This window comes from Scytonema sp. PRP1 (assembly GCF_036697665.2).
Lineage (GTDB): Bacteria > Cyanobacteriota > Cyanobacteriia > Cyanobacteriales > Nostocaceae > Kalymmatonema > Kalymmatonema gypsitolerans.
Map to the genome: position 1 here is coordinate 37766 of NZ_JBAHYJ020000089.1, position 23446 is coordinate 61211.

22 protein-coding genes, 2 tRNA genes and 4 pseudogenes are annotated in these 23446 nt (G+C 42.3%); 23 read left to right on the forward strand and 5 right to left on the reverse strand.

Annotated elements, in window-relative coordinates; genetic code table 11:
- Positions 1-9: 9 nt before the first annotated feature.
- Positions 10-1444: pseudogene (locus V5G28_RS23555) on the reverse strand (RNA-guided endonuclease InsQ/TnpB family protein).
- Between the two features lie 58 nt (positions 1445-1502).
- Between V5G28_RS23555 and V5G28_RS23560 the strand changes: the two are divergent.
- Positions 1503-1697, forward strand: a complete 195-nt coding sequence (locus tag V5G28_RS23560; protein WP_332989593.1) for a hypothetical protein — start codon at positions 1503-1505, stop codon at positions 1695-1697.
- A gap of 365 nt (positions 1698-2062) precedes the next feature.
- On the opposite strand, the gene V5G28_RS23565 is transcribed toward V5G28_RS23560, so the two are convergent.
- Together V5G28_RS23565 and V5G28_RS23570 are read right to left on the reverse strand one after the other, a co-directional pair.
- A complete protein-coding gene (locus V5G28_RS23565; RefSeq protein ID WP_332989595.1) occupies positions 2063-2845 on the reverse strand; it encodes a TrmH family RNA methyltransferase in 783 nt (260 codons plus the stop codon).
- Between the two features lie 57 nt (positions 2846-2902).
- Positions 2903-2984: transfer RNA gene (locus V5G28_RS23570), tRNA-Leu, on the reverse strand.
- Between the two features lie 486 nt (positions 2985-3470).
- On the opposite strand from V5G28_RS23570, the gene murA reads away from it, so the two are divergent.
- The 3 genes from murA to V5G28_RS23585 all read left to right on the forward strand — a co-directional run bounded on the left by murA (position 3471) and on the right by V5G28_RS23585 (position 5962).
- A complete protein-coding gene (gene murA / locus V5G28_RS23575; protein WP_332989597.1) occupies positions 3471-4865 on the forward strand; it encodes a UDP-N-acetylglucosamine 1-carboxyvinyltransferase in 1395 nt (464 codons plus the stop codon).
- A 159-nt stretch (positions 4866-5024) separates the two neighbouring features.
- On the forward strand, positions 5025-5900 hold the full coding sequence (locus V5G28_RS23580; protein ID WP_332989599.1) for a M48 family metallopeptidase: 876 nt from the start codon (positions 5025-5027) through the stop codon (positions 5898-5900).
- A tRNA-Leu gene (locus V5G28_RS23585) sits at positions 5879-5962 on the forward strand. The genes V5G28_RS23580 and V5G28_RS23585 overlap by 22 nt, the downstream gene beginning before the upstream one ends.
- Here the strand turns inward: V5G28_RS23585 and V5G28_RS23590 are convergent.
- Positions 5934-6194: a hypothetical protein gene (locus V5G28_RS23590; RefSeq protein ID WP_336231302.1), complete on the reverse strand. Its 261-nt coding sequence runs from the start codon at positions 6192-6194 to the stop codon at positions 5934-5936. The genes V5G28_RS23585 and V5G28_RS23590 overlap by 29 nt on opposite strands.
- A gap of 293 nt (positions 6195-6487) precedes the next feature.
- Here V5G28_RS23590 and V5G28_RS23595 point away from each other — a divergent pair, with 293 nt between their 5' ends.
- The 4 genes from V5G28_RS23595 (at position 6488) to V5G28_RS23610 (ending at position 9367) form a co-directional block, all read left to right on the forward strand.
- Positions 6488-6664, forward strand: a complete 177-nt coding sequence (locus V5G28_RS23595; RefSeq protein ID WP_332989601.1) for a hypothetical protein — start codon at positions 6488-6490, stop codon at positions 6662-6664.
- A 579-nt stretch (positions 6665-7243) separates the two neighbouring features.
- Complete coding sequence (locus V5G28_RS23600; RefSeq protein ID WP_332989603.1) at positions 7244-7480, forward strand: hypothetical protein; 237 nt, start codon at positions 7244-7246, stop codon at positions 7478-7480.
- 516 nt (positions 7481-7996) lie between these two features.
- A complete protein-coding gene (locus V5G28_RS23605; RefSeq protein WP_332989605.1) occupies positions 7997-8812 on the forward strand; it encodes a WecB/TagA/CpsF family glycosyltransferase in 816 nt (271 codons plus the stop codon).
- Between the two features lie 327 nt (positions 8813-9139).
- Positions 9140-9367, forward strand: coding sequence for a hypothetical protein (locus tag V5G28_RS23610; protein WP_332989607.1), 228 nt, complete (start codon positions 9140-9142; stop codon positions 9365-9367).
- A 260-nt stretch (positions 9368-9627) separates the two neighbouring features.
- On the opposite strand, the gene V5G28_RS23615 is transcribed toward V5G28_RS23610, so the two are convergent.
- On the reverse strand, positions 9628-9804 hold the full coding sequence (locus V5G28_RS23615; RefSeq protein ID WP_332989609.1) for a hypothetical protein: 177 nt from the start codon (positions 9802-9804) through the stop codon (positions 9628-9630).
- 278 nt (positions 9805-10082) lie between these two features.
- Between V5G28_RS23615 and V5G28_RS23620 the strand changes: the two are divergent.
- The 15 genes and pseudogenes from V5G28_RS23620 to V5G28_RS23690 all read left to right on the forward strand — a co-directional run.
- Positions 10083-10282: pseudogene (locus tag V5G28_RS23620) on the forward strand (ABC transporter permease); the annotation flags it as partial.
- Between the two features lie 33 nt (positions 10283-10315).
- Positions 10316-11425: a dTDP-glucose 4,6-dehydratase gene (gene rfbB, locus V5G28_RS23625; RefSeq protein WP_332989611.1), complete on the forward strand. Its 1110-nt coding sequence runs from the start codon at positions 10316-10318 to the stop codon at positions 11423-11425.
- Positions 11426-11428: 3 nt separating this feature from the next.
- Positions 11429-12388, forward strand: a complete 960-nt coding sequence (gene rfbA, locus V5G28_RS23630; RefSeq protein WP_332989613.1) for a glucose-1-phosphate thymidylyltransferase RfbA — start codon at positions 11429-11431, stop codon at positions 12386-12388.
- Positions 12385-12930, forward strand: coding sequence for a dTDP-4-dehydrorhamnose 3,5-epimerase (rfbC, locus tag V5G28_RS23635; protein WP_096563566.1), 546 nt, complete (start codon positions 12385-12387; stop codon positions 12928-12930). The genes rfbA and rfbC overlap by 4 nt, the downstream gene beginning before the upstream one ends.
- Positions 12930-13826 (forward strand): dTDP-4-dehydrorhamnose reductase, encoded by an 897-nt coding sequence (gene rfbD, locus V5G28_RS23640; protein WP_332989616.1) that lies wholly within the window; start codon positions 12930-12932, stop codon positions 13824-13826. The genes rfbC and rfbD overlap by 1 nt, the downstream gene beginning before the upstream one ends.
- A 247-nt stretch (positions 13827-14073) precedes the next feature.
- Positions 14074-14198 (forward strand): annotated as a pseudogene (locus V5G28_RS23645) (ABC transporter permease); the annotation flags it as partial.
- A 215-nt stretch (positions 14199-14413) separates the two neighbouring features.
- Positions 14414-15193, forward strand: coding sequence for an ABC transporter permease (locus V5G28_RS23650; RefSeq protein WP_096570863.1), 780 nt, complete (start codon positions 14414-14416; stop codon positions 15191-15193).
- A 2-nt stretch (positions 15194-15195) separates the two neighbouring features.
- A pseudogene (locus V5G28_RS23655) lies at positions 15196-16483 on the forward strand (ABC transporter ATP-binding protein).
- Positions 16416-17828, forward strand: a complete 1413-nt coding sequence (locus V5G28_RS23660; RefSeq protein WP_332989618.1) for a polysaccharide pyruvyl transferase family protein — start codon at positions 16416-16418, stop codon at positions 17826-17828. The pseudogene V5G28_RS23655 and the gene V5G28_RS23660 overlap by 68 nt, the downstream one beginning before the upstream one ends.
- Before the next feature lie 14 nt (positions 17829-17842).
- Positions 17843-18871: a glycosyltransferase family 2 protein gene (locus tag V5G28_RS23665; RefSeq protein WP_332989620.1), complete on the forward strand. Its 1029-nt coding sequence runs from the start codon at positions 17843-17845 to the stop codon at positions 18869-18871.
- 5 nt (positions 18872-18876) lie between these two features.
- The gene (locus V5G28_RS23670; RefSeq protein WP_096563562.1) at positions 18877-19935 is read left to right on the forward strand and encodes a glycosyltransferase family 2 protein; all 1059 of its coding nucleotides are present in this window, start codon (positions 18877-18879) and stop codon (positions 19933-19935) included.
- 98 nt (positions 19936-20033) lie between these two features.
- Entirely contained in the window at positions 20034-21062 is a 1029-nt protein-coding gene (locus V5G28_RS23675) for a glycosyltransferase (RefSeq protein ID WP_096563561.1), read from the forward strand.
- On the forward strand, positions 21055-21486 hold the full coding sequence (locus tag V5G28_RS23680; protein WP_096563560.1) for a cupin domain-containing protein: 432 nt from the start codon (positions 21055-21057) through the stop codon (positions 21484-21486). Before V5G28_RS23675 ends, V5G28_RS23680 begins: the two co-directional genes overlap by 8 nt.
- A gap of 6 nt (positions 21487-21492) precedes the next feature.
- Positions 21493-22608 (forward strand): DegT/DnrJ/EryC1/StrS family aminotransferase, encoded by a 1116-nt coding sequence (locus V5G28_RS23685; RefSeq protein WP_332989626.1) that lies wholly within the window; start codon positions 21493-21495, stop codon positions 22606-22608.
- The gene (locus V5G28_RS23690) at positions 22605-23372 is read left to right on the forward strand and encodes a class I SAM-dependent DNA methyltransferase (protein WP_096563558.1); all 768 of its coding nucleotides are present in this window, start codon (positions 22605-22607) and stop codon (positions 23370-23372) included. Before V5G28_RS23685 ends, V5G28_RS23690 begins: the two co-directional genes overlap by 4 nt.
- The last annotated feature ends 74 nt before the right edge of the window (positions 23373-23446 follow it).

Below are 23446 nucleotides of genomic sequence, written 5' to 3' on the forward strand. Positions count from 1 at the left end.
ACGGGGGATCTAGACTGTTGCAGCTACGGGGTCTATAAGACCACCGCCAGTTGCCTGCTGCGGGAAACCCTCCCGCAGCACTGGCTCCACTTCGCTGCGTCTACGATATGATTTATTTAATCGCGTAAACAAGTCATATCGTTGTGGCGTTGTCAAAACCGCCCTACCTACCTCGACTAGGCGTAAGCCTAGCTGTGTAGCTACTTTACGTGCAATATTTGCTGCACCATTGCAATCTGCGTTGATTAACAAGCCCGTGGCTGTTTTATACAAACCGCGCTCTATTCTTCTACCTGACGGCTTCCAGCCCTTGGGTTTTTCACCAAATTTGTGGAGAATATCGCCATCTAAGAATGAGGCTTTACTTGTGTACGCTTCCGAGCGTGACTGTGACTACGATGCCGTACTCACTAGCTAGTTGCTTTAATCGTGCAATCAATCGTGCTGTTGGAATGGGAACAAAGTTTTGGTTATTCACCTTACTCATATCAGACCCAACCTTGTGTCCGTCGTTCCAACCGATGATGATGTTGCCAATCTTGTCGTTTAAGCAACGATTGACGATAAATCGCGCTGCCTTGTTGATGGCGTCGCGCATCTGATTATTGCGCTTGCGTTGTATTCGGTCAAGATTGCTGTCCCAGTAGAAATCAGATTTACCCTGCTTGTACTTCGCCACAAGACGGCAATAGCCCTGATTCATCGCTTTTAGTTTGCGACCATCAATGATAAAGCTTCTACCGCGTGTTGAGACACCTGTGAGCCAGCTCGTTCCACCGTGGTCAAAGCTCCAAGCATGACTGTAATCAAGGTTGGGATTAACTTTGATTGGCTCCTTGCCATCATCGATGACCCAATCGATAACAAATTCACCAAGAGTCGGACGTATTGTCACCTCTTTTACCCAATCAGAGTCAATGAAATCAGGCAGTTTTAACTTAACCTCAGTAATAAGTTCTGGTTTAGTTTCTTTGCTGATTGAGGGCTTGAAGTATCCATCCTTAAAACTGAGCGCTTGACGTGGAAATGTTACTGCTGCTAGCCCTCCTTTCTTGCGGTATTTGGGCAAAGATGGTCGGTCAACCTCTCCGTTGTAGTAAGCCTTGACCAATCCGTTGTAACTGGTAATTGACTCGCCAACTGACTTTAAGGTTTGTTGTGCAGCTTGCGCTGCCAGTCCTTTATAGTGTGGATTGCCCTTGAGAACTTTGTCTAATTCTGGATAAGAACTGTTGCATTGGTAAGTTTTCCATCCACTGCGTAACTCGTCACCGTGCCAGTAGGTAGTATATGCATTGTCCATTTCTTGAAGACGCGCATAATGAGTCTGACGAGTGTGATAAATGGCGTAATTAATCAAGCTATTAGCACGTTGACATTGGTCTAACCAAAAAACTTTTTCTTCTTCTGTAAATCTTGCCCTAATTGGAATTGTTTTGTACAGTTGACTCACCTCCTGTATCTCTGTTAGTTTGCACTTAGAATACTAAATGGTACTAACAATGTCAACAGGTAAAGGCAGGAAGAGAGTAAAAAATCAACCAGCATTACATGAAGAGCTAAAAAAGCAGCATGGGATATTTCTGACCAATACAGCTTGGTACTTTGTGTGCGAACAGGCGACAAAAGAGAGAACAAGCGCTAGTGAATATATTGAAGCTCTTATTCAACAAAAAAGAAGAGAAACAACAGGTTAAAACCTGTTGAGTCGCGCTTCATCCCCTCTCGCGCATAGTAGGGGTTCTCGCGCTCCCACTATTCTTTGATAGAAAAATCACAGGTTGTTACGTAGTTAGTAGGGCTTACGCATTGACAAAAATCATAAAATACGCGTTTCATTTTTCGACTGTAAGGTGGAGAGAAGTCCTGTAGGCGGTGAGACCAGTGCTGCAGGAGGGTTTCCCTCCGCAGCGCCCCTGGCGAACCCAAAGGGGTTTCCCAACCTAGGGAACTTCGGGGCAGTGCAAAGCATTAGCATATAATGTGGACATCAGTTTACGGCACTGCCCACCCTACTTTTGGACGCTGTGATTAAGGGTAATTTGCCGGACATCTTATAAGTCTATTCAGATTTTTTTTGCCTTTGGGCTTCGTACAACATCAATGCAGCGGTAATTGCCACGTTTAATGATTCTACCCCTGGACTTAGGGGAATTTTCACTTGCAAATCTGCCATTGCTGTCAACTCTGGCGACAAACCAGCACCTTCATTGCCCAACAATATTAAACTGGGTTTGCGCCAGTCTACCTCCCAATAAGTCAAAGTCGCATTGGGTAAGGTTGCGACAACCTGCATTCCTGCTTGCTGACTTTGCTCGACTGTCGCTTTTAAATCAGAACTCACTGCCATTGCTTGGCGAAACCACTGTCCTGCGGAAGCACGTAAAACTTTTGGGTTCTCTAAATCCACACTATCTTCACTCAGCCACAATCCAGAAGCTCCAGCAGCAGCGGCAGTCCGAATCATTGTACCCAAGTTCCCTGGATCTTGCACAGTTTCCAATGCTAGCACGATACCAGTAAATGGCACTTCGCCAACACGATAACCTCGTTTTGCCGTCGCGACTACGCCATCCGGTTGCATGGTGGTGGCGATCGCCTTTAAAATTTCCTCGCTGACAATTTCTGCCCGTTCGCAAAGACCACACGCTTTTTCCCACACCAAAGGATGGGCGTCTTGCCATTCTGGAGTGCTACACACTGCTTCTAACGGGTAATTCACTGCACAAGCTTCCTCTAACAGGTGCGTGCCTTCCACTAAAAACAATTGCTGTTTGTGCCGTTCCTTTGAGGAGTGTAGTTTGCGGATTTGCTTGACTAGAGGATTTTGTGTACTTGTTAGCATCAAATCTCAGAATTTTGAGTGCTAAGTTTTTTTCTTACTTGGCACTTACTACTCAAATGCGGAACCCGGGACTTGAACCCGGAAGCCTTGCGGCACTAGAACCTGAATCTAGCGCGTCTGCCAATTCCGCCAGTTCCGCGAACTTCACTATTTATTCACCGTATTTAATTATCACCTAATTATTTCATTGTGTCAAGTAATTATTCTTTTTCTCACAATATTCCTTGGTTATGCCACCAATCACTTGATCCCCAAGTCACTTTAGGAAAACGAGGGAGGGCAAATAGATTGAGTCAGGCAAAATTTTTTTTGCACTCCTCATTCTCCCATAACGCATGTACTATGTGTTACCAAAAGTTCTAAATAAAGTTCTATAGCGCTTCTCGTTTGGATGAAGTAATTATTTATCTGTGTCCCATGAGTGTCCATCTGTGGTTCTCCTAACTTGATGTATTGCACTCAACACTCGAAGCGCTATAAATAACGATATAGCAACGGTTTCGCTTGCCAAGCCTAGCGGCACAATTTGTTAACTCTAGATGGATGTCATGCAAAAATGTAGACAATCAAAAACTATCGTGTAGAATCGAAACCAACTTTAAACGTATGAAATCAGTAATTTTTTTTGGAGGATAGGCTTATTATTCCTTCTAGCGGCTTACCAGATGCTAAATCTTCTCCTACAGCAGACTCCTCAGTCTTGCAAATCTGGGGTGGGCATCGTTTGCAAGGTCATGTCAAAATTAGCGGGGCAAAGAATTCAGCACTGGTGATCATGGCTGGAGCTTTGCTGTGTTCAGGCGAGTGTCGTATCCGTAACGTGCCGTTATTGGCAGACGTCACACGGATCGGTCAGATTCTATCAGCTTTAGGCGTTCCCTTAACGCAAACTGGAGATATTTTAGACATTGATGCCAGAGAAATCAAAACATCAAAGGCTCCCTACGAACTGGTTACGCAGTTGAGAGCGAGTTTCTTTGCCATTGGTCCGATTCTGGCAAGATTGGGAGTCGCCCAGATGCCGTTACCAGGAGGCTGTGCCATTGGAGCAAGACCGGTGGATCTGCATGTCCGAGGACTGCAAGCAATGGGAGCTGAAGTGCAGATTGAGCATGGCATTTGTAATGCCTATGTTCCTGGTCGCGATCGCCGATTAAAGGGAGCTAAGATTTATTTAGATATTGCCAGCGTCGGAGCAACGGAAACGTTGATGATGGCGGCTACTCTTGCGGATGGCGAAACGATCATCGAAAATGCTGCACGTGAGCCGGAAGTCGTCGATTTGGCGAACTTCTGTATTGCAATGGGAGCAAAAATCTACGGTGCAGGAACCAGTACAATTACAATTGTCGGCGTGCCAAAGTTGCACTCTACGGACTATAGCATTATTCCTGATCGCATTGAAGCAGGGACGTTTTTGGTAGCAGCAGCAATGACCCGTTCAGAGCTTACCCTCTCGCCAGTGGTTCCAGAGCATTTGATACCGGTCATTGCCAAGCTGCGAGATATTGGAGTGCCGATCATTGAGGAAGCGCCTGACTGCTTACGCACCTTGGCAGCAGAAACCCTCAGGGCAACTGATATTGAAACTTACCCCCATCCAGGCTTTCCTACAGATATGCAAGCGCCATTTATGGCATTACTGACACTGGCTGAAGGCGACAGCGTGATTAACGAATCTGTCTTTGAGAATCGTTTGCGTCATGCCTCAGAGTTGAATCGCTTGGGAGCAGATATTCGCGTCAAAGGCAACACTGCCTTTGTTCGGGGAGTACCGATGTTGTCAGGCGCACCTGTATTAGGAACGGATTTGCGGGCATCAGCAGCGTTAGTTATAGCAGGACTAGCGGCAGATGGAAAAACCATCATTCAGGGATTGCATCACCTAGACCGGGGCTACGATAGACTTGATACAAAGTTAAAGCAATTGGGAGCTAGAATCGAGCGTGTGCCAGCGACAGAGGCAAATACAGAAGCTGCTAAGAGCACTATCGAGCCTCAAGCGTCAAAGTCCGTTTAGCTAAAACGGGCATAAGTACAAAAGACCACAAAAGCACCAGGACAAGGAAGAATTACCTTCCTTGTTCGTTTTGCTATAGCTATACTGTTTGTGTGGGGGTGTTCAACAGACCAGTTCTAAGTTTGACAACTCCCTTATTTCCCCAAGCTCGCATTCGCCATGTTACCACAAAACACTCAACTGATTGGTCTCAAAGCAGATTCATTTCGTCATCCACTTGATCTAGAAGCAACCAAAGCACTCAAGCAGATACCTGGCTTGGATATGATAGTGCGGAATGTTTTGGGACCATTAGCAGAGCAGGTTTTCTTTGTGGAAAACATCGCTTCCAGCGTTCTTGTGGGTGAAAAACAACTGCCCGATCTGCATGAGCTGTTGTTGTCAGCCTGTAAAACACTGGATATAGATCCACCCCAGCTCTATATTAGGCAGCATCCTGCTCCCAATGCCTACACCTTTGCGATGCGGGGAAAACAGCCTTTTATTGTGGTACACACTTCCCTGATTGATATGCTGGAACCAGAAGAAATTCAGGCGGTGATTGCCCATGAATTGGGACACCTCAAGTGTGACCACAGCGTTTACCTGACTCCAGTCAATATATTAATATTAGCTGCGGCAGCGGTGCCCAACGTCGGAAGTTTTATTGCTCAAGCTATACAGGCGCAACTTTTGGAATGGGTACGCTGTGCAGAATTTACGTGCGATCGCGCAGCATTGTTGGCAACCCAAAACCCCAAAGTTGTCATGTCGGTGTTGATGAAACTTGCTGGAGGTTCGCCAAGGATCGCACCGCAACTCAACCTCGATGCTTTTATTGCCCAGGCTCGTGCTTATGATGATATTAGCAAGACCGAACTCGGTGAAATGGTCAAAGTCGCCCGGACAGCTCAGTTGACTCATCCAGTGCCAGTCCTGCGTGCAAGAGAAATTGATCGCTGGGCAAGCAGCCAAGAATATCAAAAGTTGTTGCAAAATCACAAAATAGAGTATAATAATGAAGTTGCACCCAAGGGCGGGTGGCGAAACTGGTAGACGCACCACACTCAAAATGTGGCGACCTTGCGGTCATAGGAGTTCGATTCTCCTCCTGCCCACTTGAATAAAGAAAAAAAATTGATTTCCCATGATAATGTCTTCATATAGGAATCGTGTTTGATTTGTGTGAAAGAGCCTGCGCGATCGCATAAATCGCGCATGTTCAGATTCCCCGACTTCGCCAAAGTTGTCGGGAATCTTGTAGGCATTTCCAAGAAATAAATTATCCAACTTGTGGGGGAGCCAGCGCGAATGACGGCTTTCCCGACCTAGGCGACTGGCGTTGGGCATCCTGGCATTGGTGTCAATTTAAGCCAAAACCCTTCTAAAATCTTGTGCGCGGTGAGACAGAGAAGCAGCGGGTTTACCACGCCCAGGGGACTGCGTATCTCTTTGAGAGACGCTGAGTCCCAAAGGGACACGCTTTGCGTTGGCACAGCCTGTCCGCAGGACTTACGCGAACGCCCTTGGCGTGGCCGCAGGCATACCCGTTCGCGTAGCGTCTCCGCTCTTGAGAAGGGTGGTTCCACCTGGAAATGCCCTTGAAGCGGCTAGTAACGCAAGTAAGCAAGGCTTGCCTCCCAATGGTATTCCTAGCCTCTGACTGGGAACAAGGCATTTGTGTGAAAGTGCCTGGGCGATCGCATATTCAGATTCCTGACAACTTTGGCGAAGTCGGGAATCTTGTTATTCGGCGTTGTTTCAGGCTACCTTACCTGGAGGCAAAACCGCACTGGGAACTTTACGGTATGCACAGTTAAAACCTTTTCTGGTGAGGATGAACTTGATTAGATATTTTTATGTATTTTTTTGATAGATTTATACATCTTATTCCGGATAATCGTTGAGACATGATGAATAGTTATAAAGAATGTAAATTTGTAAATTCAAATTTGTAAATATAAGATTGTAAATTCAGAGGTCGTCACCGATGCAAAAAATTCAGATCACAGACATTAGAAGCTGGAATATCCCCAAGTATAAAGGCTAGAGGTTTGCAAAATGAACAAGACTTTTGCTTTTGAGAAATGAACCCTTGATTGTCTGGTTCCTCAATGACTTAAGGAGTACATGGTGATTCTTCATCTAGCAGAGTCACTCATATGAGTGTTTTTATGCATTTAGGCATACAGCTTGGGGAATGCACATGAAAGCTGCACAATATCAAGATTTGTCCTTATCAAGTTCTAGTTTTATAATTTGACGACAAAATAACTAGGAACTATAATAGAGATAGAAAATATGACTGAAAAGCAAAAGTTTATCTGCATCTTTGCATTAACAGAAGTTTGCTTATCTAGTTATTATTTGATTTGTGAAGTTAAGCAAGGACAATTACTATGCGATTGAAAAGATGGGAATCTCCCCGGCGAGAAGGTCGAAATGACAAGGGTAGAGGTGGTTCTGCAAGGCAGCGACAACTTAAGAAACAACAGCAAAGGCTCCGGCAGAAACTTAAAGAAGATAACAAAGCCGAAAAAGACAACAAACCAGATAGTAGAAAACTAAATAAGACTAAAAAGCAAAGACAGGGGGAAGAAAATTTAATCTTTCCCCTGTTTTTTTGTTTTGTTTGAAAACAAAACAAAGTTTGTGAGCGTATGTCACACAAATCGTGAAAGTTATACAAAGAGTGCCATTTGCTTGATAAAAAAATGACTTTACATATTCATTTAAGAAAATAAGTATATTCAATTACAATTTACATTATCAATTTTCAATTATCACAACTCGTCAAGTTTATAGTCTGTAATTTTGATTAATAGGCTGATTTTTTTCCTGATTCAATCTATGTTAACTTTTATAAAAAAAATATAAAGCAAACAAAAAGAGAATATAAAGTTATTGTAAAACTTAACAATTAACTACTAATATTGCTGGTTTTTACAGTAAATTACTATACAGGTAAAAAGAAACGAATTAATACCAGGGAATTCGGCGATTTACTGTAAAAGCTACTGCATCTCCATGTGTTAACTTTCGACCATGCTTCAAGAGTTGAAAGAGTCAGACAGGGATATAGCCTGACACTTTCAATGTTTGGAATGGTTTCGTATATGTTCTGTTCTCTGTTAGACACAAGGAGTGACGTTATGGTAGGAAGAGCTTTTCTACCTGTTCAAAGAGTGCTAGATTTTCCGATTACTGCCTTACGCTTTAACGATCAAATACAAACACTGTTGCGATGGGCTCTAGCTCGCGAGAGTAAGACTGTATGTATCGCCAATGTACATATGGTGATGGAGGCTTATTGGAATCCAGACTTTGGTACTGTGCTTAAGAATGCAGACCTAGTGACTCCTGATGGTATGCCTCTAGTGTGGATGATGAAGCTATTAGGAGCAAGATACCAAGACCGCGTAGCGGGGATGGATGTTTTACAAGCATCCTGTGCGCTGGCTGAAAAAATGAATGTCAGCGTTTATTTTGTGGGTTCTCAAACAGAAATTCTGGCTCGCATGAAGAGCAGGTTAGAGGAGGAATGCCCTAATCTGAAAATAGCAGCGATGGAACCGTTGCCTTTCCGTCCGCTGACTCCAACTGAAGACGAAGCACTGATTTCAAGAATCAATTCCAGTGGCGCGGGTTTAGTGTTTGTCTCTTTAGGGTGTCCAAAACAAGAAAATTGGATGGCTCAGCATAAGGATAAAATACACGCAGTCATGATTGGGCTGGGTGGTGCTTTCCCAGTTTATGCAGGAATCCACAAAAGAGCACCGCGCATGGTGCGAGATTTAGGTTTGGAATGGCTATATCGGTGGTTACAAGAACCCCGTCGCCTGTGGGGTCGTTATACTAAGACGATTCCAGCATTTCTTTGGTTGGCTTTTAAACAACTGTTAACATCAACTTCTTTTATCAGTACGCCATTCCATATTCGCGAACGCTACTTCGGATGGAGAGATTAGTAGATTGATGAGTGTAGTGATTTAAGCGTTCCCACTTTCGGACAAAAAAGTTCACTAGCAACAGATGCTACGTGACTTAATCAAACTCAACAGTTAGTGTTTCATCGCCATCAAGATGTACTGCGCACAAATTGTACCGCAAATTTCCTCGGAAAAATCTAGAGCACTATCAGTAGATTTTCTGATGAAAATGTCCTGAACATAAAAAAATCTCTGAAAGGATATGACAGTATGTCCTCAGAGGAAATACTAAGAAGCTTTGTTATCAGGGAAGCATTTAACTACACGCATCAACAAATGTTTTGTTGGATTTTGTAGGGGTTTAAGTTGTCTAAAGTAAACTCAAGCTTAGGCACAGTGGTACATCGAGTTGTACCGTCAGATTTTAGACAAACAAGGGCGATCGCCCCTGTCACTGGTGTTCATTCAAAGGTGGGGCGATCGCTCTATACCCCAAGAATTGCTACCTTAAAGCTAGCCAGTCAATCTACAAAGTTTTTCAAATCCCAAGTTTTCCGATTAGCACCAAAGAACTCATCATACAAGAACAAATAAGCCGTCCCAAAACCTCTACTAACTGAGGTTTTAGACTTCGTTCGCTTCCTCTGCCTTAACTTCATGATGATAGGTGACTGTGGTGATTTAAAGTGGCTTACTCCTTGTCATAACAAAGTTTAATACCAATAGACATGGTGAATAGGCAAGAGTAATCACTTAGTGTTCAATACCCACCAGAATGCATTACAAACAATTTGCACACTAGACTTTTGCATAAAATGCAAAGTATACTTAGGGGATTTTCATTAGAAAATCTCCTAAGTATCAGGAAAACGTTTCCAAGGATCTGACAGCACCTCCACCGAAAAAATACCAAAATATCCAGGATAATCAAGGTATTTTCTATACATTGGTGTCAAAGATTTCGTTGGATTTTGTAGCGATTTATGTTGTCCAAACTTTTGGTAAATATGCAATCCAGAGTTTTTGAGCAAAAGTTCTCACCTGTTTCTCACTTGTAATGAATACTTTTTGATTAAGTAGCAGTTGGATGAAAGCTCGGATAAAGATGCAAAAAAATTTCCGAATATTTCCTGATCCTAAAGATTACTAAAGTAAGTAACTAGAGGAACAATGTTTTCTCTGAGACTTAAGATACTTTGGCTGCAAAGAATCACGCATTGTCTAATTGATGTAACATACAGGTAAGTAGATGAACACAAAAGAACTCACAATCGAGGCAGGTCGGACTGAAAAACAGTATTGAAAAGACCTGTGGACATACCGGGAACTGTTCTACTTTCTTGCATGGCGTGATATTTTAGTGCGCTACAAGCAGACGGCGCTCAGACTTGCTTAAGCACAGTTCTGACCGTTTTTGACGATGGTAGTGTTCACAGTCGTGTTTAGCATATAGCTAAGCTTCCGTCTCTTGGTGATGCGCTTTACCCAATTATGGTGTTTGCGGGGATGTAGCCATTGTATAATTAACAAGAAACTAGGAACATGCAGACTTTTTTGGTAACTGGCGGAGCAGGTTTTATCGGTTCTAACTTCATCCTGAAGGCAAGAATTGAACACTGGGCAAATATTATCAATATAGATAAGCTGACTTACGCCAGCAATCCTCAAAATCTAGAAGATTTGCATAATGATTCTGGATATCATTTTGTCCATGGAGACATTGGTGATATTGAACTATTACGTAATCTTCTAGAGCAGTACCAACCAGACGCAATCATCAACTTTGCTGCTGAGAGCCATGTTGACCGCTCAATCCTAAGTCCCCAAGATTTTATTCAAACAAACGTAGTTGGAACATTCCAACTTTTGGAAGCTAGCAGAGCATACTGGGAAAAATCATCCCCACAAAAGCGAGAGCAATTCCGTTTCTTGCATGTGTCCACTGATGAAGTGTATGGTTCACTAGGTCCAAAAGATCCAGCCTTTCGGGAAGATACCCCTTATGCTCCCAACAGTCCCTATGCTGCCTCAAAAGCCAGTTCTGACCATTTTGTACGGGCCTATTATCACACTTATGGTCTCCCCACTTTAATAACCAACTGCTCTAACAACTACGGTCCCCGCCAGTTTCCCGAAAAACTGATTCCCTTAATAATTCTTAATGCTTTGAATGGTAAACCTTTACCAATATATGGGGATGGACAGAATGTCCGAGACTGGCTATATGTTGTGGATCATTGCGAAGCCCTTTACACAGTTTTGCAACACAGCCGTATTGGAGAAACTTACAACATTGGAGGTAACAACGAGCAGAGAAACTTAACAGTCGTTGAAAAAATTTGTGGAATCCTTGATGAGTTGGCTCCTAAACCCGACTTTCACCACTCCTCTCTCATCACTTTTGTGAAAGACCGCCCTGGACACGACCGAAGATATGCAATTGATTGTAGTAAAATCAGCACAGAATTGGGCTGGCAACCAAAAGACGACTTTGATAGCGGTTTGTTGAAAACCATTCATTGGTATCTAAGTAACCCAACTTGGGTCGAGCAAGTCCAATCAGGTGCCTACGCAGACTGGATTAAGCAGAACTATGGAGATAGAGAGGCAGTATTATCAAGAAGGGCGAAACCCCAACCATCCCAGGAGTGAACCATGAAGGGCATTATTTTAGCTGGCGGTTCTGGTACAAGGTTGTACCCGCTGACTCAAGTGGTCAGCAAGCAACTGATGCCTGTCTACGATAAGCCGATGATTTACTACCCCTTGTCCACTCTCATGTTGGCTGGGATTCGCGAAATCCTCATTATCTCTACACCCGCCCATCTGCCACTGTTTCAGCAACTTTTGCAAGATGGTAGTCAGTGGGGTCTCAAGTTTAGCTATGTTGAGCAGCCGAAACCTGAGGGCTTGGCACAGGCATTTATCTTAGGCAAAGATTTTATCGGTAACGATCCTGTATGCCTCATTTTAGGTGATAACCTTTTCTATGGGCATGGTTTAGTTGATGTCCTCGCTCGTGCCGCTCAATTGCAGGAGGGCGCACTTATTTTCGGTTATCAAGTCGCTGAGCCTCAGCACTATGGAGTCGTTGAATTTGATGCCATAGGGCAGGTAGTGAGTCTAGAGGAAAAACCCAGCATTCCCAAGTCTAATTATGCTGTACCTGGTATTTATTTTTACGATTCTCAGGTTTGTGAAATTGCCGCCCAACTCAAACCCTCAGCTCGCAATGAATTAGAAATTACTGACTTGAGCCAAGTTTATCTCAACAGAGGGCAACTGAAAGTCGAGCTTTTAGGTCGAGGCTACGCTTGGTTAGACACGGGAACCCATGAATCGCTTCACCAAGCTGCTAGCTTTATTCAAACCTTGGAACAACGGCAGGGCTTAAAAATAGCTTGTATCGAAGAAATTGCCTACTGTCAAAGATATATCGATGCCGACCAACTCTACCAACTTGCTAAACCATTAGCAAAAAGTAGCTATGGGCGTTACCTGATGAACATCATCAATAATGATATCCGCGCCCAGCAGGAACAGAGAATCAATCAAGTTGCATCAGCAAATGGCTTTCAGCAGGAATTGCCAGGAACAGAGAGGGTGACATTGTGAAAATTTTACAAACTAAAATTCCTGATGTACTGCTCATTGAACCGCGAGTTTTTGAAGATGAACGTGGCTTTTTTTACGAAAGCTACAATGAACGAGTTTTGCGAGAAAAGGCAAATGTTGTAGAACAATTCGTGCAAGACAATCACTCTCGCTCAGGGAAGAATGTGCTACGCGGTCTGCATTACCAAATCAAGCAACCTCAAGGCAAATTGGTGAGAGTTGTTGTTGGAGAAATTTTTGATGTCGCTGTGGACTTGAGGACTAATTCTAAGTACTTCGGTCAATGGATTGGCGTTCATTTAAGTGCCAAGAACAAGCACCAAGTGTGGATACCAGCAGGATTTGCTCACGGTTTCTTGGTGGTTTCAGAACATGCTGAGGTGCTTTACAAAACTACAGACTACTATGCACCAGAGTATGAACGTACCATCTTGTGGAGTGATCCTGATTTGGCGATCGCCTGGCCCCTTGAAGTAGAACCCATTATCTCTGCTAAAGATAGGGCGGGTAAGCGACTCAAAGAGGCGGAGGTGTTTGCGTAATGAGAGTACTTCTGACAGGTAGCACGGGTCAAGTTGGTTGGGAACTGCAACGAACTTTGATGACTTTTGGTGAAGTTATTCCTGTAGGACGTGAAGTATCCTCCCTTGGTTTACGCATAGATCTATCTCAGCCTGACACTATTCGTCATGTGATTCGCGAAGTAATGCCTCACTTAATTATTAATGCAGCTGCATACACTGCTGTAGATAAGGCAGAGACAGAACCTGAATTGGCAATGGCTGTCAATGGGACTGCACCGGGTGTGATTGCAGAGGAAGCAAAGCTAGTTGGTGCAGGAGTCATACATTATTCAACTGACTATGTGTTTAATGGTAATCAAGCAACGCCATATACAGAGCAAGATGAGCCTGATCCCCAAAATGTATACGGAAAAACGAAATTAGCTGGCGAAAAGGCAATTCAAGCAGTTGGTGTACCCCATTTCATCTTCAGAACAAGTTGGGTTTATGGCTTGAGGGGTAAAAACTTTTTGCTGACAATGTTGAGATTAGCGCGGGAGCGTGAAGAGATACGAGTTGTGGATGACCAAGTCGGAGCGCCAACATGGAGCCGGATGATTGCTGAATCTACAGCACAAATTTTGTCTCAAAGCACAAAAGATTTGATTAATTTTTTGAGCAGTCACAGTGGGATATACAATCTCACAGCTAGTGGTCAAACGAGTTGGTATGGCTTTGCACAAGCGATTTTTGAATATGACTCCAAACACAGCGAACATAAGCTAGAAAAATTGGTAGCAATACCCTCACAACAGTATCCCACACCTGCGAAAAGACCAGCTTATTCCTCATTAGATACTGAGAAAACCTCTAGTACATTTGGGTTAGCTTTTCCTAGTTGGCAAAGAAATTTAGAGCTGGTGCTTGGTTCCTGACGTTCATAATCAATTTGATGATAATTAGCACTGTTGCTTGTTCTGAGTTGCTGTCAGATAAATACTAGTAATTTTATTTAATAAAATTTAAAGATTAGATGAAGGTGTAAAAAATATACAAATATTTCCTGATACTAAAGATTACCAAAGGAAATAAGTAGAAGAACAATGTTTTTTCTAAGACTTCAGATACTTTAGCTGCAAACAATCACACGTTCTCTAATTGATGCAACATACAGGTAAGTAGATGAACAGCAAAGAACTCATCATAGAGTCGGTAGAACTGAGAGTCAGTACTGGAAAGACCTGTGGAAATACAGAGAGCTATTCTACTTTCTGGCATGGCGCGATATTTTGGTGCGCTACAAGCAAGGATGTTTCGTTTGGATCCAACAGTAGGGTAAAGCAAATTAATTAAGCCGACGTAACAAAATGAGGTTATCCATCCCATCATGATCCGGAAGAGCCAGCGGAATTCTACACAAGATAAAGTTTCAAAGCAGACTCGAGGAGTTGCTCGCAGACCGATTAGACTCGTGCATCGACCTGAGAGTAGCATGAGGCATCCGCTGCAATTATTTAAAGATATGTGGCGAGACTTGTTCGCATCAAGAGAACTTGCTTGGCGGCTCATGGTGCGGGATATTAGCGCTCAATACCGTCAGTCATTTTTAGGCTTTTTGTGGGCGGTTATACCTGCGGTAGTTCTAGCTGCTACCTTTACCTTTGCCAAAAGCGGTGGGGCTGTAAATATCGGTGATACTGATATTCCCTATCCTGCATACGTCATGTTCAGCATGACATTATGGCAAACCTTTGTCGAATCACTCCTAGGTCCGATTCAAGCGGTAGCAGCAGCCAAGGCAATGGTGGCAAAAATTAGCTTTCCTCGTGAAGCCTTGATTATTGCCAAATTAGGAGAAGTCTTTTTTAACTTTGGCATCAAGCTGATTCTGATTATTGGCTTGTTTATCTGGTTTCAAATACCAGTAACTTGGAACGTGATTTTAGCCCCAGTTGCCTTAATTCACTTGGTATTATTAGGGACATCTATTGGAGTGTTTTTAGCTCCAATGAGCGCACTTTATCAAGATTTTTCTAAAGGTATTACCTTGGCAACTGGCTTTTGGCTATTTCTCACACCAGTTGTCTACCCAGTTCCAACTGATGGAGCATTTGGCAGCATTGTTAAACTTAATCCTGTTACACCTTTGCTCGTGACAACGCGGGAGTTAGCAACAACAGGTGTAATATCAAATCCCGAAGGATTTTGGATAGCGAGTTTAATTGCAATCTTAGGATTGTTGATAGCTTGGGTTATCTACCGTCTTTCAATGCCCTATATAGTTGAGAGGATTAGTTCGTAATTATGATGAACATCAACGAGCAAGAAATTTCAGAAACGCCACAGAATAATGATAGTGAAATTGTTCTCTCAGTTAACGGGGTTTCCAAAAGGTTTTGTCGAGATTTAAAGAAGTCTTTATTCTACGGTGTTCAAGATATCGGCTCTGAGGTATTAGGATTGCGGGGAGAAAGGTGATAAATTGCGATCCAAGGAATTTTGGGCGTTAGATAATGTTAGTTTTCAATTGCGTCGAGGAGAAGCATTAGGTTTAGTTGGTAAAAACGGTAGCGGAAAATCCACGCTGCTGCGGGTTATTGCAGGGTTGATTAAGCCTGATATGGGATTTGTAGAAGTTAACGGAAGAGTTGCGCCATTAATTGCATTAGGTGCAGGATTTAATCCCATTTTGACAGGACGGGAAAATATTTATGCAAATATGTCGATTTTGGGCTTGTCTAAAAAGGAAATAGATGAGCGATTTGATGAAGTTATAGAGTTTGCAGAAATTGGCGATGCTATTGATTCACCGGTGCAGAGTTATAGTTCAGGGATGGCTGCAAGGTTAGGGTTTGCTAGTGCGATTCATACTGAGCCAGATATTTTGTTGATTGATGAAGTTTTGGCTGTAGGTGACAGTCGTTTCCAAGCTAAGTGCTTTCGTAAATTACATCAACTACGCCAGAACAATACAGCATTCATCTTGGTTAGTCATAACTCACACACAATTTTAACTGTTTGTGAATCTGGCATTTACTTGAAAAAAGGTCAGATGCTTGGAGTTGGTGAAACTGCTTTAGTGATGAGGAAGTATGAGGAAGATTTGTTTTTGGATGGAGATGAAACAACTTTAAGTTCAAATTCCTCACTCATAAAACCTCAGCTTGAAAATGATAATTTTGAAATTACTGCTATTTTCTTTAGAAATATTAATGGAGAAGTGGTTGAATCTCCTACTAGTGGTGAGCCGATTTCTTTGTGTATTGAATGTAGAATTCACCAAAAAATTGATAATGTGGGTTTTACTTTAGATATAAAAGGTCTTGCCGAAGGTGGAGAAACTATTCTCCTCATGAACAGTTTTAGTGATAAACAATCATTATCTTTCTCGCCAGGTGAGCATGAAATACAAGTCGAAATGCCATATCTTGGTTTAAAACTTGGAAGATACATTATGGATGTTTATGTCAAAAAAGATGCTCTATTTCATCTAGATTCAGTTGAATCTTTTAGATTTATAGTAAATGCAAAAGAAAGTGTTAGTAGGGGATGTTTTTATCAACCAAAAATTTGGAAAACAGTCAGTAGATAGCTTTTTTAATGTTTTACACAATGAATTAAATCAATATATAAAAATACCAAAATATAGGAGAGTCATGAAAATTCTTATTGATAATGGTGCATACAGTTTACGGAATATAGGAGATATCGCAATGCTCCAAGTTACAATAAAAAGATTGCAGAATTTATGGAATGATGCTCATATTACAGTTTTTACATCTTCTCCAGAATTACTTATTCAATTATGCCCAAGCACAAATCCTCTATTAACATATGGACGAGAAGTTTTCTTTTCACCTTTAATAAATAATGTTTATAAAGTTCTGCCAAGCCGACAGCTTGCTTGTCGATGGTCAGAGATTGAATGGTATTTACGTAAATCTTCACCATCTTTAACTTATTCTTTTCTTAAGTTCAAGCTAAGAAAAAAAATTGAAGATATTAAGCAATTAGATGAGTTTATTAAAGCAGTATACGATGCGGATTTAGTCGTTACTTCTGGAGGTGGATATATTACTGACGAATTTAAGGAACATGCTCTTTCAGTTATAAATACTTTAAGCTTAGCTAATATATTTGGCAAACCAACAGCAATGTTTGGGCTTGGTATAGGACCAATTCAAGATAAGAATTTATTATCAAAAACAAAAGTTATTCTTCCTTCAGTAAATTTTATTGCGACAAGGGAGAGACTAAGTGGGCTGCCACTTCTCAATTCGATTGGTGTATCTTCAGAACGCATCATTACAACAGGTGACGATGCAATTGAATTGGCTTACAGAAATCGTAATCCGGAACTAGGAAACGGGATTGGAGTAAATCTGAGAGTAGCTCAGTATTCAGATGTAAATTTAACTCTTGTTGAAAGAGTTCGCTCCGCTTTACAGGATGCTGCTAAAACTTACGATGCTCCCCTACTACCAATTCCTATAGACCATACATTGTATGAGGGATATGCAGAGCCTGATAGTGTAACAATTCAAAAACTTATCAAAGGTTACGATGATACTTCTGACGGGGGAAAGGCTCTTGATACTCCACTTAAGGTTATTGAACAAGTAGGACGTTGCCGCGTGGTAGTCACAGGCAGCTATCATGCGGGGGTTTTTGCTCTTTCTCAAGGCACACCTGTTATTGGATTGGCTAAGTCACAATATTACAAAGATAAGTTTTTTGGATTAGCAGATCAGTTTGGTTGTGGTTGTGAAATTCTTCTTTTAGACGACAAGGAATTGGAAGAAAAATTAATAGCAGCTATTCATCATTCTTGGCAATCAGCCGAACAATTAAGATCCCAGTTACTAGAAGCTGCATGGCGACAAATAGATGTAGGACATAGTGCCTATAAACGAGTTTTTGAACTGGTTCAATCTTGAGAATTTTATTATTTATGAATTCAGTAATGCATGAGCAAAATCTTTATCGGGAAATAATTACACCAGTTCCAGATGGTGTAACACGTCCACTCTGGTCTGTGATGATTCCTACCTATAATTGTGCGAATTATCTGCGCGAGACACTGGCAGGTATATTAGCGCAAGATTTAGGACCGGAAGTCATGCAGATTGAGGTAGTCGATGATCACTCCACTCAGGACGATCCGGCAGCAATAGTTGAGGAACTAGGTCGGGGACGCGTTAGTTTTTATCGCCAACCAGAGAACGTAGGTGCCATCAAAAACTTCAATACTTGTTTGCAGCGATCGCGTGGGCATTTAGTTCATCTCCTGCATGGTGATGATTGCGTGCGAGATGGATTTTATTGGAAGATGCAACGAGCTTTTGATGAGAAGGCTGAGATAGGTGCGGCTTTTTGTCGCCATATCTTTATAGACGGGAATAGTCATTGGCTATTTTTGTCTGATCTGGAACAGTCAGAAAGCGGGATTCTGAGTAATTGGTTAGAGCGAATTGCTGTTATGAATCTCCTACAACCGCCATCAATAGTGGTGCGGCGTGATGTCTATGAAAAGCTTGGGGGGTTCGACTCTCGTATATGCTGCTGTGCTGAAGATTGGGAGATGTGGGTTCGGATCGCAGCAGATTATCCAGTATGGTACGATGTGGAGCCATTAGCATTATACCGCTTTCATTCAGCATCACTCACTGGACGTTGTGCGCGTACTGGTCAAAATGTTCGAGATTTATGCAAGATCATAGAGATTATTCAACCCTACTTGCCAGCGCCGATTGCTAAGGATCTATCTCGTAAATCCAGAGAGAACTGGGCACTTTACGCAATTAAAGACATAACACCTCAAATGTTCGCTGTGGGTGATCTTAGCGCTGTAACTACTCAGATTCAAGAAGCGCTGAGATGTAGCTGCTCGTTGAACATAATTAAGGAATTAACTCCCCTTGTTTTGCAACTTGGGAAACTTTGGCTCAAAAAAACAGTAAATACAGCAGCGAGAGGCTAATTATTATGAGTGAGCAACATTCTTACCACACAAAAATTTTACCAGTTCCAGACAGAACACCACGACCTTTATGGTCGGTCATGATTCCCACTTACAACTGTGCAAACTATCTACGCGAAACACTGGCAAGTGTATTAGCCCAAGATCCTGGACCAGAGGTTATGCAGATACAAGTGGTTGATGACCACTCTACGAAGGATGATCCCGAAGCTGTTGTTAAAGAACTGGGAGGTAGTCGCGTTGAGTTCTACCGACAACCGGAGAACGTTGGTTATATTAAAAACTTTGACACTTGCTTGCAACGCTCTCGTGGTCAATTAATCCATCTTTTACATGGTGATGATATTGTACTAAAGGGCTTTTATCAGAATTTACAAAGAGTATTTGAGCAGAACCTAGAGATTGGTGCTGCATTCTGCCGCCACATTTATATGGATGAGCAAGGACATTGGCAAAGCATCTCTAAGTTAGAGCAATCTGAGAGTGGTGTTTTGAATAATTGGTTGGAGGAAATCGTTGTTAATTGTCCTATGCAAGTAGCATCGATGGTAGTGAAGCGCGATGTTTATGAAAAACTGGGGGGATTTGACCAGCGGTTTGTCTGCTGTTGTGAAGATTGGGAGATGTGGGCACGCATTGCTGTTCATTACGCAGTAGGGTATGAAGTTGAGCCACTGGCTGCTTATCGAGTAATGCGTGCCGGATCTCTGACTAAGAATTCTGTGCGCTCTGGTAAGTTCGCTCAAGATATGCGTAAAGCTCATAAAATCATTAACTCATATGTATCTACTCACCTTTCTCAAGATCTTGCTAATAAGCTTTGTAATAAATCTAGAGAGTCTTTCGCATCAGGCATACTTACCCTTGCAAACCAAATGTTAGATATCGGAGATACTACAGCTACAGTCATTCAGCTACGAGAAGCATTCAACTGTAGTCAGTCTTTCAAAGTTACTAAACAAATAGTGCAAGCAATATTAAGGCTCATAAAATATCAAATCCGTAGGACGTTTAGCACAATAGTACCATTCCAGCTAAAACTTTCAAAAACTATTGAACTATAGATTCAGCAATGTCTCTTTCAATTTCTGTATTTTTCTCTCTTTTAACTAGTCTCATTATAACAAAAACATAATGCGGACTAACAGCATCCTAATTTAGTATGTCTACTATGATTTCAATCATCATTCCTACATTAAATCGTGCCATAACATTGGAGTTAGCAGTCAAATCTTTTTGTTTCCAGAACTTCTCGCCCGATCAATTTGAAATTCTCATAGTAGATAACGGCTCAACAGACAATACTAAAAATGTGACAAAGGCTGCTATCGCTGAATATCCCTCTCATCAAATCCGCTACCTTAACGAACCAGAACCAGGTTTGCTATCAGGTCGTCATAGAGGAGCATTAGAGGCAAAAGGTGACATTTTAACCTTTGTGGATGATGATATAGAGGCAGATGTAAACTGGTTACAAGCAATTCAAGAATCATTTAACGACCCCAAAGTTCAAATGGTGGGTGGTCGTAATCTGCCTAAGTATGAAGCTGAACCACCTGAATGGCTAAAATGGTTTTGGATAGAGCATTCCTACGGTAGGCTCTGTCCAGAATTGAGTCTGTTAGATTTTGGCGATCAAGTTCGAGATGTTGATGCTAATTATGTTTGGGGATTGAATTTCTCAATTCGCAAAAGCACCCTATTTGAATTAGGTGGGTTTCATCCAGATTGTATTCCCAAACATTTACAGTATTTACAGGGAGATGGAGAAACGGGATTAACTCAAAAAGCAAATTTGAAAGGATACAGAGCAATTTATCAACCCAATGCGTTAGTATTTCATAGTGTTTCCAAAGAAAGAATGACCTATGAATACTTTGATAAGCGTTACTTTTATCAAGGAGTTTGTGATTCTTATTCATTTATCAGACAATCTCAAGGTCAATTAAAGCAGGTAAGTTTTACAGAGAGTGTTAAAGCTCCCCTGAAAACGCTAAAGCAAATAGGAACGCAGTTAATTAGTATACAGAATGAAAAATATACACTGAAGGCACGGTATAATAGTGCTTACGAAAGGGGGTATCAATTTCATCAGCATACTGTGCGTAAAAATCCAGAACTTTTAGACTGGATTTTAAGACAAGACTACTGGGACTATAAACTACCCAAACTCAACATTACTCATGATTGAACAAATTACTTATCACAATCAATTACTTGCTCTGATTGTTTCCCAAAAATTTAACGAGCCAGGAATTCACTTCTTTACGCCAAATGAACTGTCTCAACAGTTAGCCTACATGCGTCATCCAGTGGGGAAAGTGATTCAACCCCACGTCCACAATCCTGTACTCCGGGAAGTGCAATACACCCAGGAGGTTTTGTTTATTAGAAAGGGCAAGCTGCGTGCAGACTTTTACAACGACGAACAGCAATATCTAGAAAGTCGCATTCTAGAGCCTGGTGATGTAATTCTCTTAGTCACAGGTGGTCATGGCTTTGAAGTACTAGAAGAAGTTGAGATGATTGAGGTGAAACAAGGTCCTTATGTCGGCGAGCAGGACAAAACCCGATTTAGCGGGATCAATGCAGAACAAGCCAAAATTCTTGAGTAAAGAACAATGAACTTCATTCCAGTCAACGAGCCACTATTGGACGGCAACGAGAAGAAGTACCTGAATGAGTGCATTGACACGGGTTGGATTTCTTCTGAAGGACCGTTTGTTAAGCAATTTGAAGAGCAATTTGCTGCCCGTGTTGGACGCAAGCATGGCATTGCTGTTAGCAACGGTTCTGTTGCTCTTGATGCAGCAGTTGCAGCCTTAAAAATCGGTCAGGGAGATGAAGTCATTCTGCCCACGTTTACGATTATGTCCTGCGCTGCTGCTATTGTGCGTGCTGGTGCTGTACCTGTGGTAGTCGATTGTGACCCCCATACCTGGAATATGGATGTCAGCCAGATTGAGGCGAAAATCACACCCAAAACAAAAGCAATCATGGTCGTTCATATCTATGGGCTACCTGTAGATATGGATCCGATACTAGCTTTGGCTGACAAGTATGGGTTGCAAATCATAGAAGATGCTGCGGAAATGCACGGACAAACCTACAAAGGACGTCCCTGTGGTAGCTTTGGCGCTATTAGTACCTTTAGCTTCTACCCAAACAAACACGTCACGACTGGTGAGGGGGGAATGCTAGTGACGGATGACGAGCACTTAGCTGAACGCTGTCGTTCTTTACGTAATCTGTGCTTTCAACCCCAAAAACGCTTTGTTCATGAAGAGTTGGGCTGGAATTTTCGGATGACCAACTTGCAAGCTGCTCTCGGTGTCGCGCAGTTGGAAAGGCTTGACGAGTTTGTGGTTCGCAAACGCCACATCGGGAAACGCTACACAGAGTTATTGTCAGACATACCCGGTCTACAGCTGCCTTTACCACAAACAGACTACGCCGATAACATCTATTGGGTGTATGGCTTAGTGTTGAAGGATGAAGTTCCCTTTGATGCAGAGGAAGCAATGCTACGTCTGAAAAAACATCAGATTGGGACACGTCCCTTTTTCTGGGCAATGCATGAACAGCCTGTTTTTCAAAAAATGGGATTGTTTGCTGGGGAGTCTTGTCCTGTAGCAGAGAGAATCGCTCGTCGTGGTTTCTACATTCCTAGTGGTATGGCATTGACGGACGAGCAAATGGATAAGGTTGCTTTTGCAGTGCGAGAGGTGATGAAATGAACGTCTTCGGTAACTACGCCCGCTATTACAATTTGCTATACCGCGATAAGAACTACACTGGAGAAGCCCAGTTTGTTCATCAACTCTTACAAAGCCATGCACCCCACACAAAATCTATTCTTGATTTAGGATGTGGCACTGGTACTCATGCATTGCTACTGGCAAAAGAGGGATATAAAGTTAACGGAGTTGATTTAAGTGCCGATATGCTGCACCAGGCAAGCGATCGCCTTTCCCAACTCCCCACAGAACTAGCATCAAGATTAGAGTTTTCCCAAGGAGATATCCGAACTGTTCGTCTAGACAAGCAATTTGATGCTGTCATTGCCCTTTTTCATGTCATCAGCTATCAAACGACTAATGAGGATTTACAAGCTGCATTTGCTACCGTTAAAGCTCATCTCAAGCCTGGTGGTATCTTCATTTTTGATGTTTGGTATGGTCCAGCAGTGCTGAGCGATCGCCCTACTATCCGTGTCAAGCGTCTGGAAGATGAAGAAATTAGTGTTACCCGTGTTGCTGAACCAGTCATGCACCCAAATGACAATCTAGTGGATGTTAACTATCAAGTGTTTATCAGAGATAAAAACAGTGGTGCAGTTGAGGAGCTTCAGGAAACTCACAGAATGCGTTATCTTTTTCAACCAGAGATTGAGCTATTCGTGGCTGACTCTAACTTGAAAAGTGTTGATTCTCGTGAATGGATGACAAATAATTTACCGGGATTTAATACTTGGGGTGTCTATTTTGTGGCACAGGGATGAAAAGGGACATCTGAAATACCATTCCTTCAAGACATGATTAACAGCTAACTAGTCAGGTAATCGACTAACCAAAT

Excerpts from the sequence above, each read along its gene's own strand:
- V5G28_RS23560 (WP_332989593.1), top strand. The coding sequence starts at position 1,503 with ATGTCAACAGGTAAAGGCAGGAAGAGAGTAAAAAATCAACCAGCATTA.
- V5G28_RS23565 (WP_332989595.1), bottom strand. The coding sequence starts at position 2,845 with ATGCTAACAAGTACACAAAATCCTCTAGTCAAGCAAATCCGCAAACTA.
- V5G28_RS23580 (WP_332989599.1), top strand. The coding sequence starts at position 5,025 with ATGTTACCACAAAACACTCAACTGATTGGTCTCAAAGCAGATTCATTT.
- V5G28_RS23590 (WP_336231302.1), bottom strand. The coding sequence starts at position 6,194 with ATGCCCAACGCCAGTCGCCTAGGTCGGGAAAGCCGTCATTCGCGCTGG.
- V5G28_RS23595 (WP_332989601.1), top strand. The coding sequence starts at position 6,488 with ATGGTATTCCTAGCCTCTGACTGGGAACAAGGCATTTGTGTGAAAGTG.
- V5G28_RS23600 (WP_332989603.1), top strand. The coding sequence starts at position 7,244 with ATGCGATTGAAAAGATGGGAATCTCCCCGGCGAGAAGGTCGAAATGAC.
- V5G28_RS23605 (WP_332989605.1), top strand. The coding sequence starts at position 7,997 with ATGGTAGGAAGAGCTTTTCTACCTGTTCAAAGAGTGCTAGATTTTCCG.
- rfbB (WP_332989611.1), top strand. The coding sequence starts at position 10,316 with ATGCAGACTTTTTTGGTAACTGGCGGAGCAGGTTTTATCGGTTCTAAC.
- rfbA (WP_332989613.1), top strand. The coding sequence starts at position 11,429 with ATGAAGGGCATTATTTTAGCTGGCGGTTCTGGTACAAGGTTGTACCCG.
- rfbD (WP_332989616.1), top strand. The coding sequence starts at position 12,930 with ATGAGAGTACTTCTGACAGGTAGCACGGGTCAAGTTGGTTGGGAACTG.
- V5G28_RS23650 (WP_096570863.1), top strand. The coding sequence starts at position 14,414 with ATGTGGCGAGACTTGTTCGCATCAAGAGAACTTGCTTGGCGGCTCATG.
- V5G28_RS23660 (WP_332989618.1), top strand. The coding sequence starts at position 16,416 with ATGCAAAAGAAAGTGTTAGTAGGGGATGTTTTTATCAACCAAAAATTT.
- V5G28_RS23665 (WP_332989620.1), top strand. The coding sequence starts at position 17,843 with ATGAATTCAGTAATGCATGAGCAAAATCTTTATCGGGAAATAATTACA.
- V5G28_RS23670 (WP_096563562.1), top strand. The coding sequence starts at position 18,877 with ATGAGTGAGCAACATTCTTACCACACAAAAATTTTACCAGTTCCAGAC.
- V5G28_RS23675 (WP_096563561.1), top strand. The coding sequence starts at position 20,034 with ATGTCTACTATGATTTCAATCATCATTCCTACATTAAATCGTGCCATA.
- V5G28_RS23680 (WP_096563560.1), top strand. The coding sequence starts at position 21,055 with ATGATTGAACAAATTACTTATCACAATCAATTACTTGCTCTGATTGTT.
- V5G28_RS23685 (WP_332989626.1), top strand. The coding sequence starts at position 21,493 with ATGAACTTCATTCCAGTCAACGAGCCACTATTGGACGGCAACGAGAAG.
- V5G28_RS23690 (WP_096563558.1), top strand. The coding sequence starts at position 22,605 with ATGAACGTCTTCGGTAACTACGCCCGCTATTACAATTTGCTATACCGC.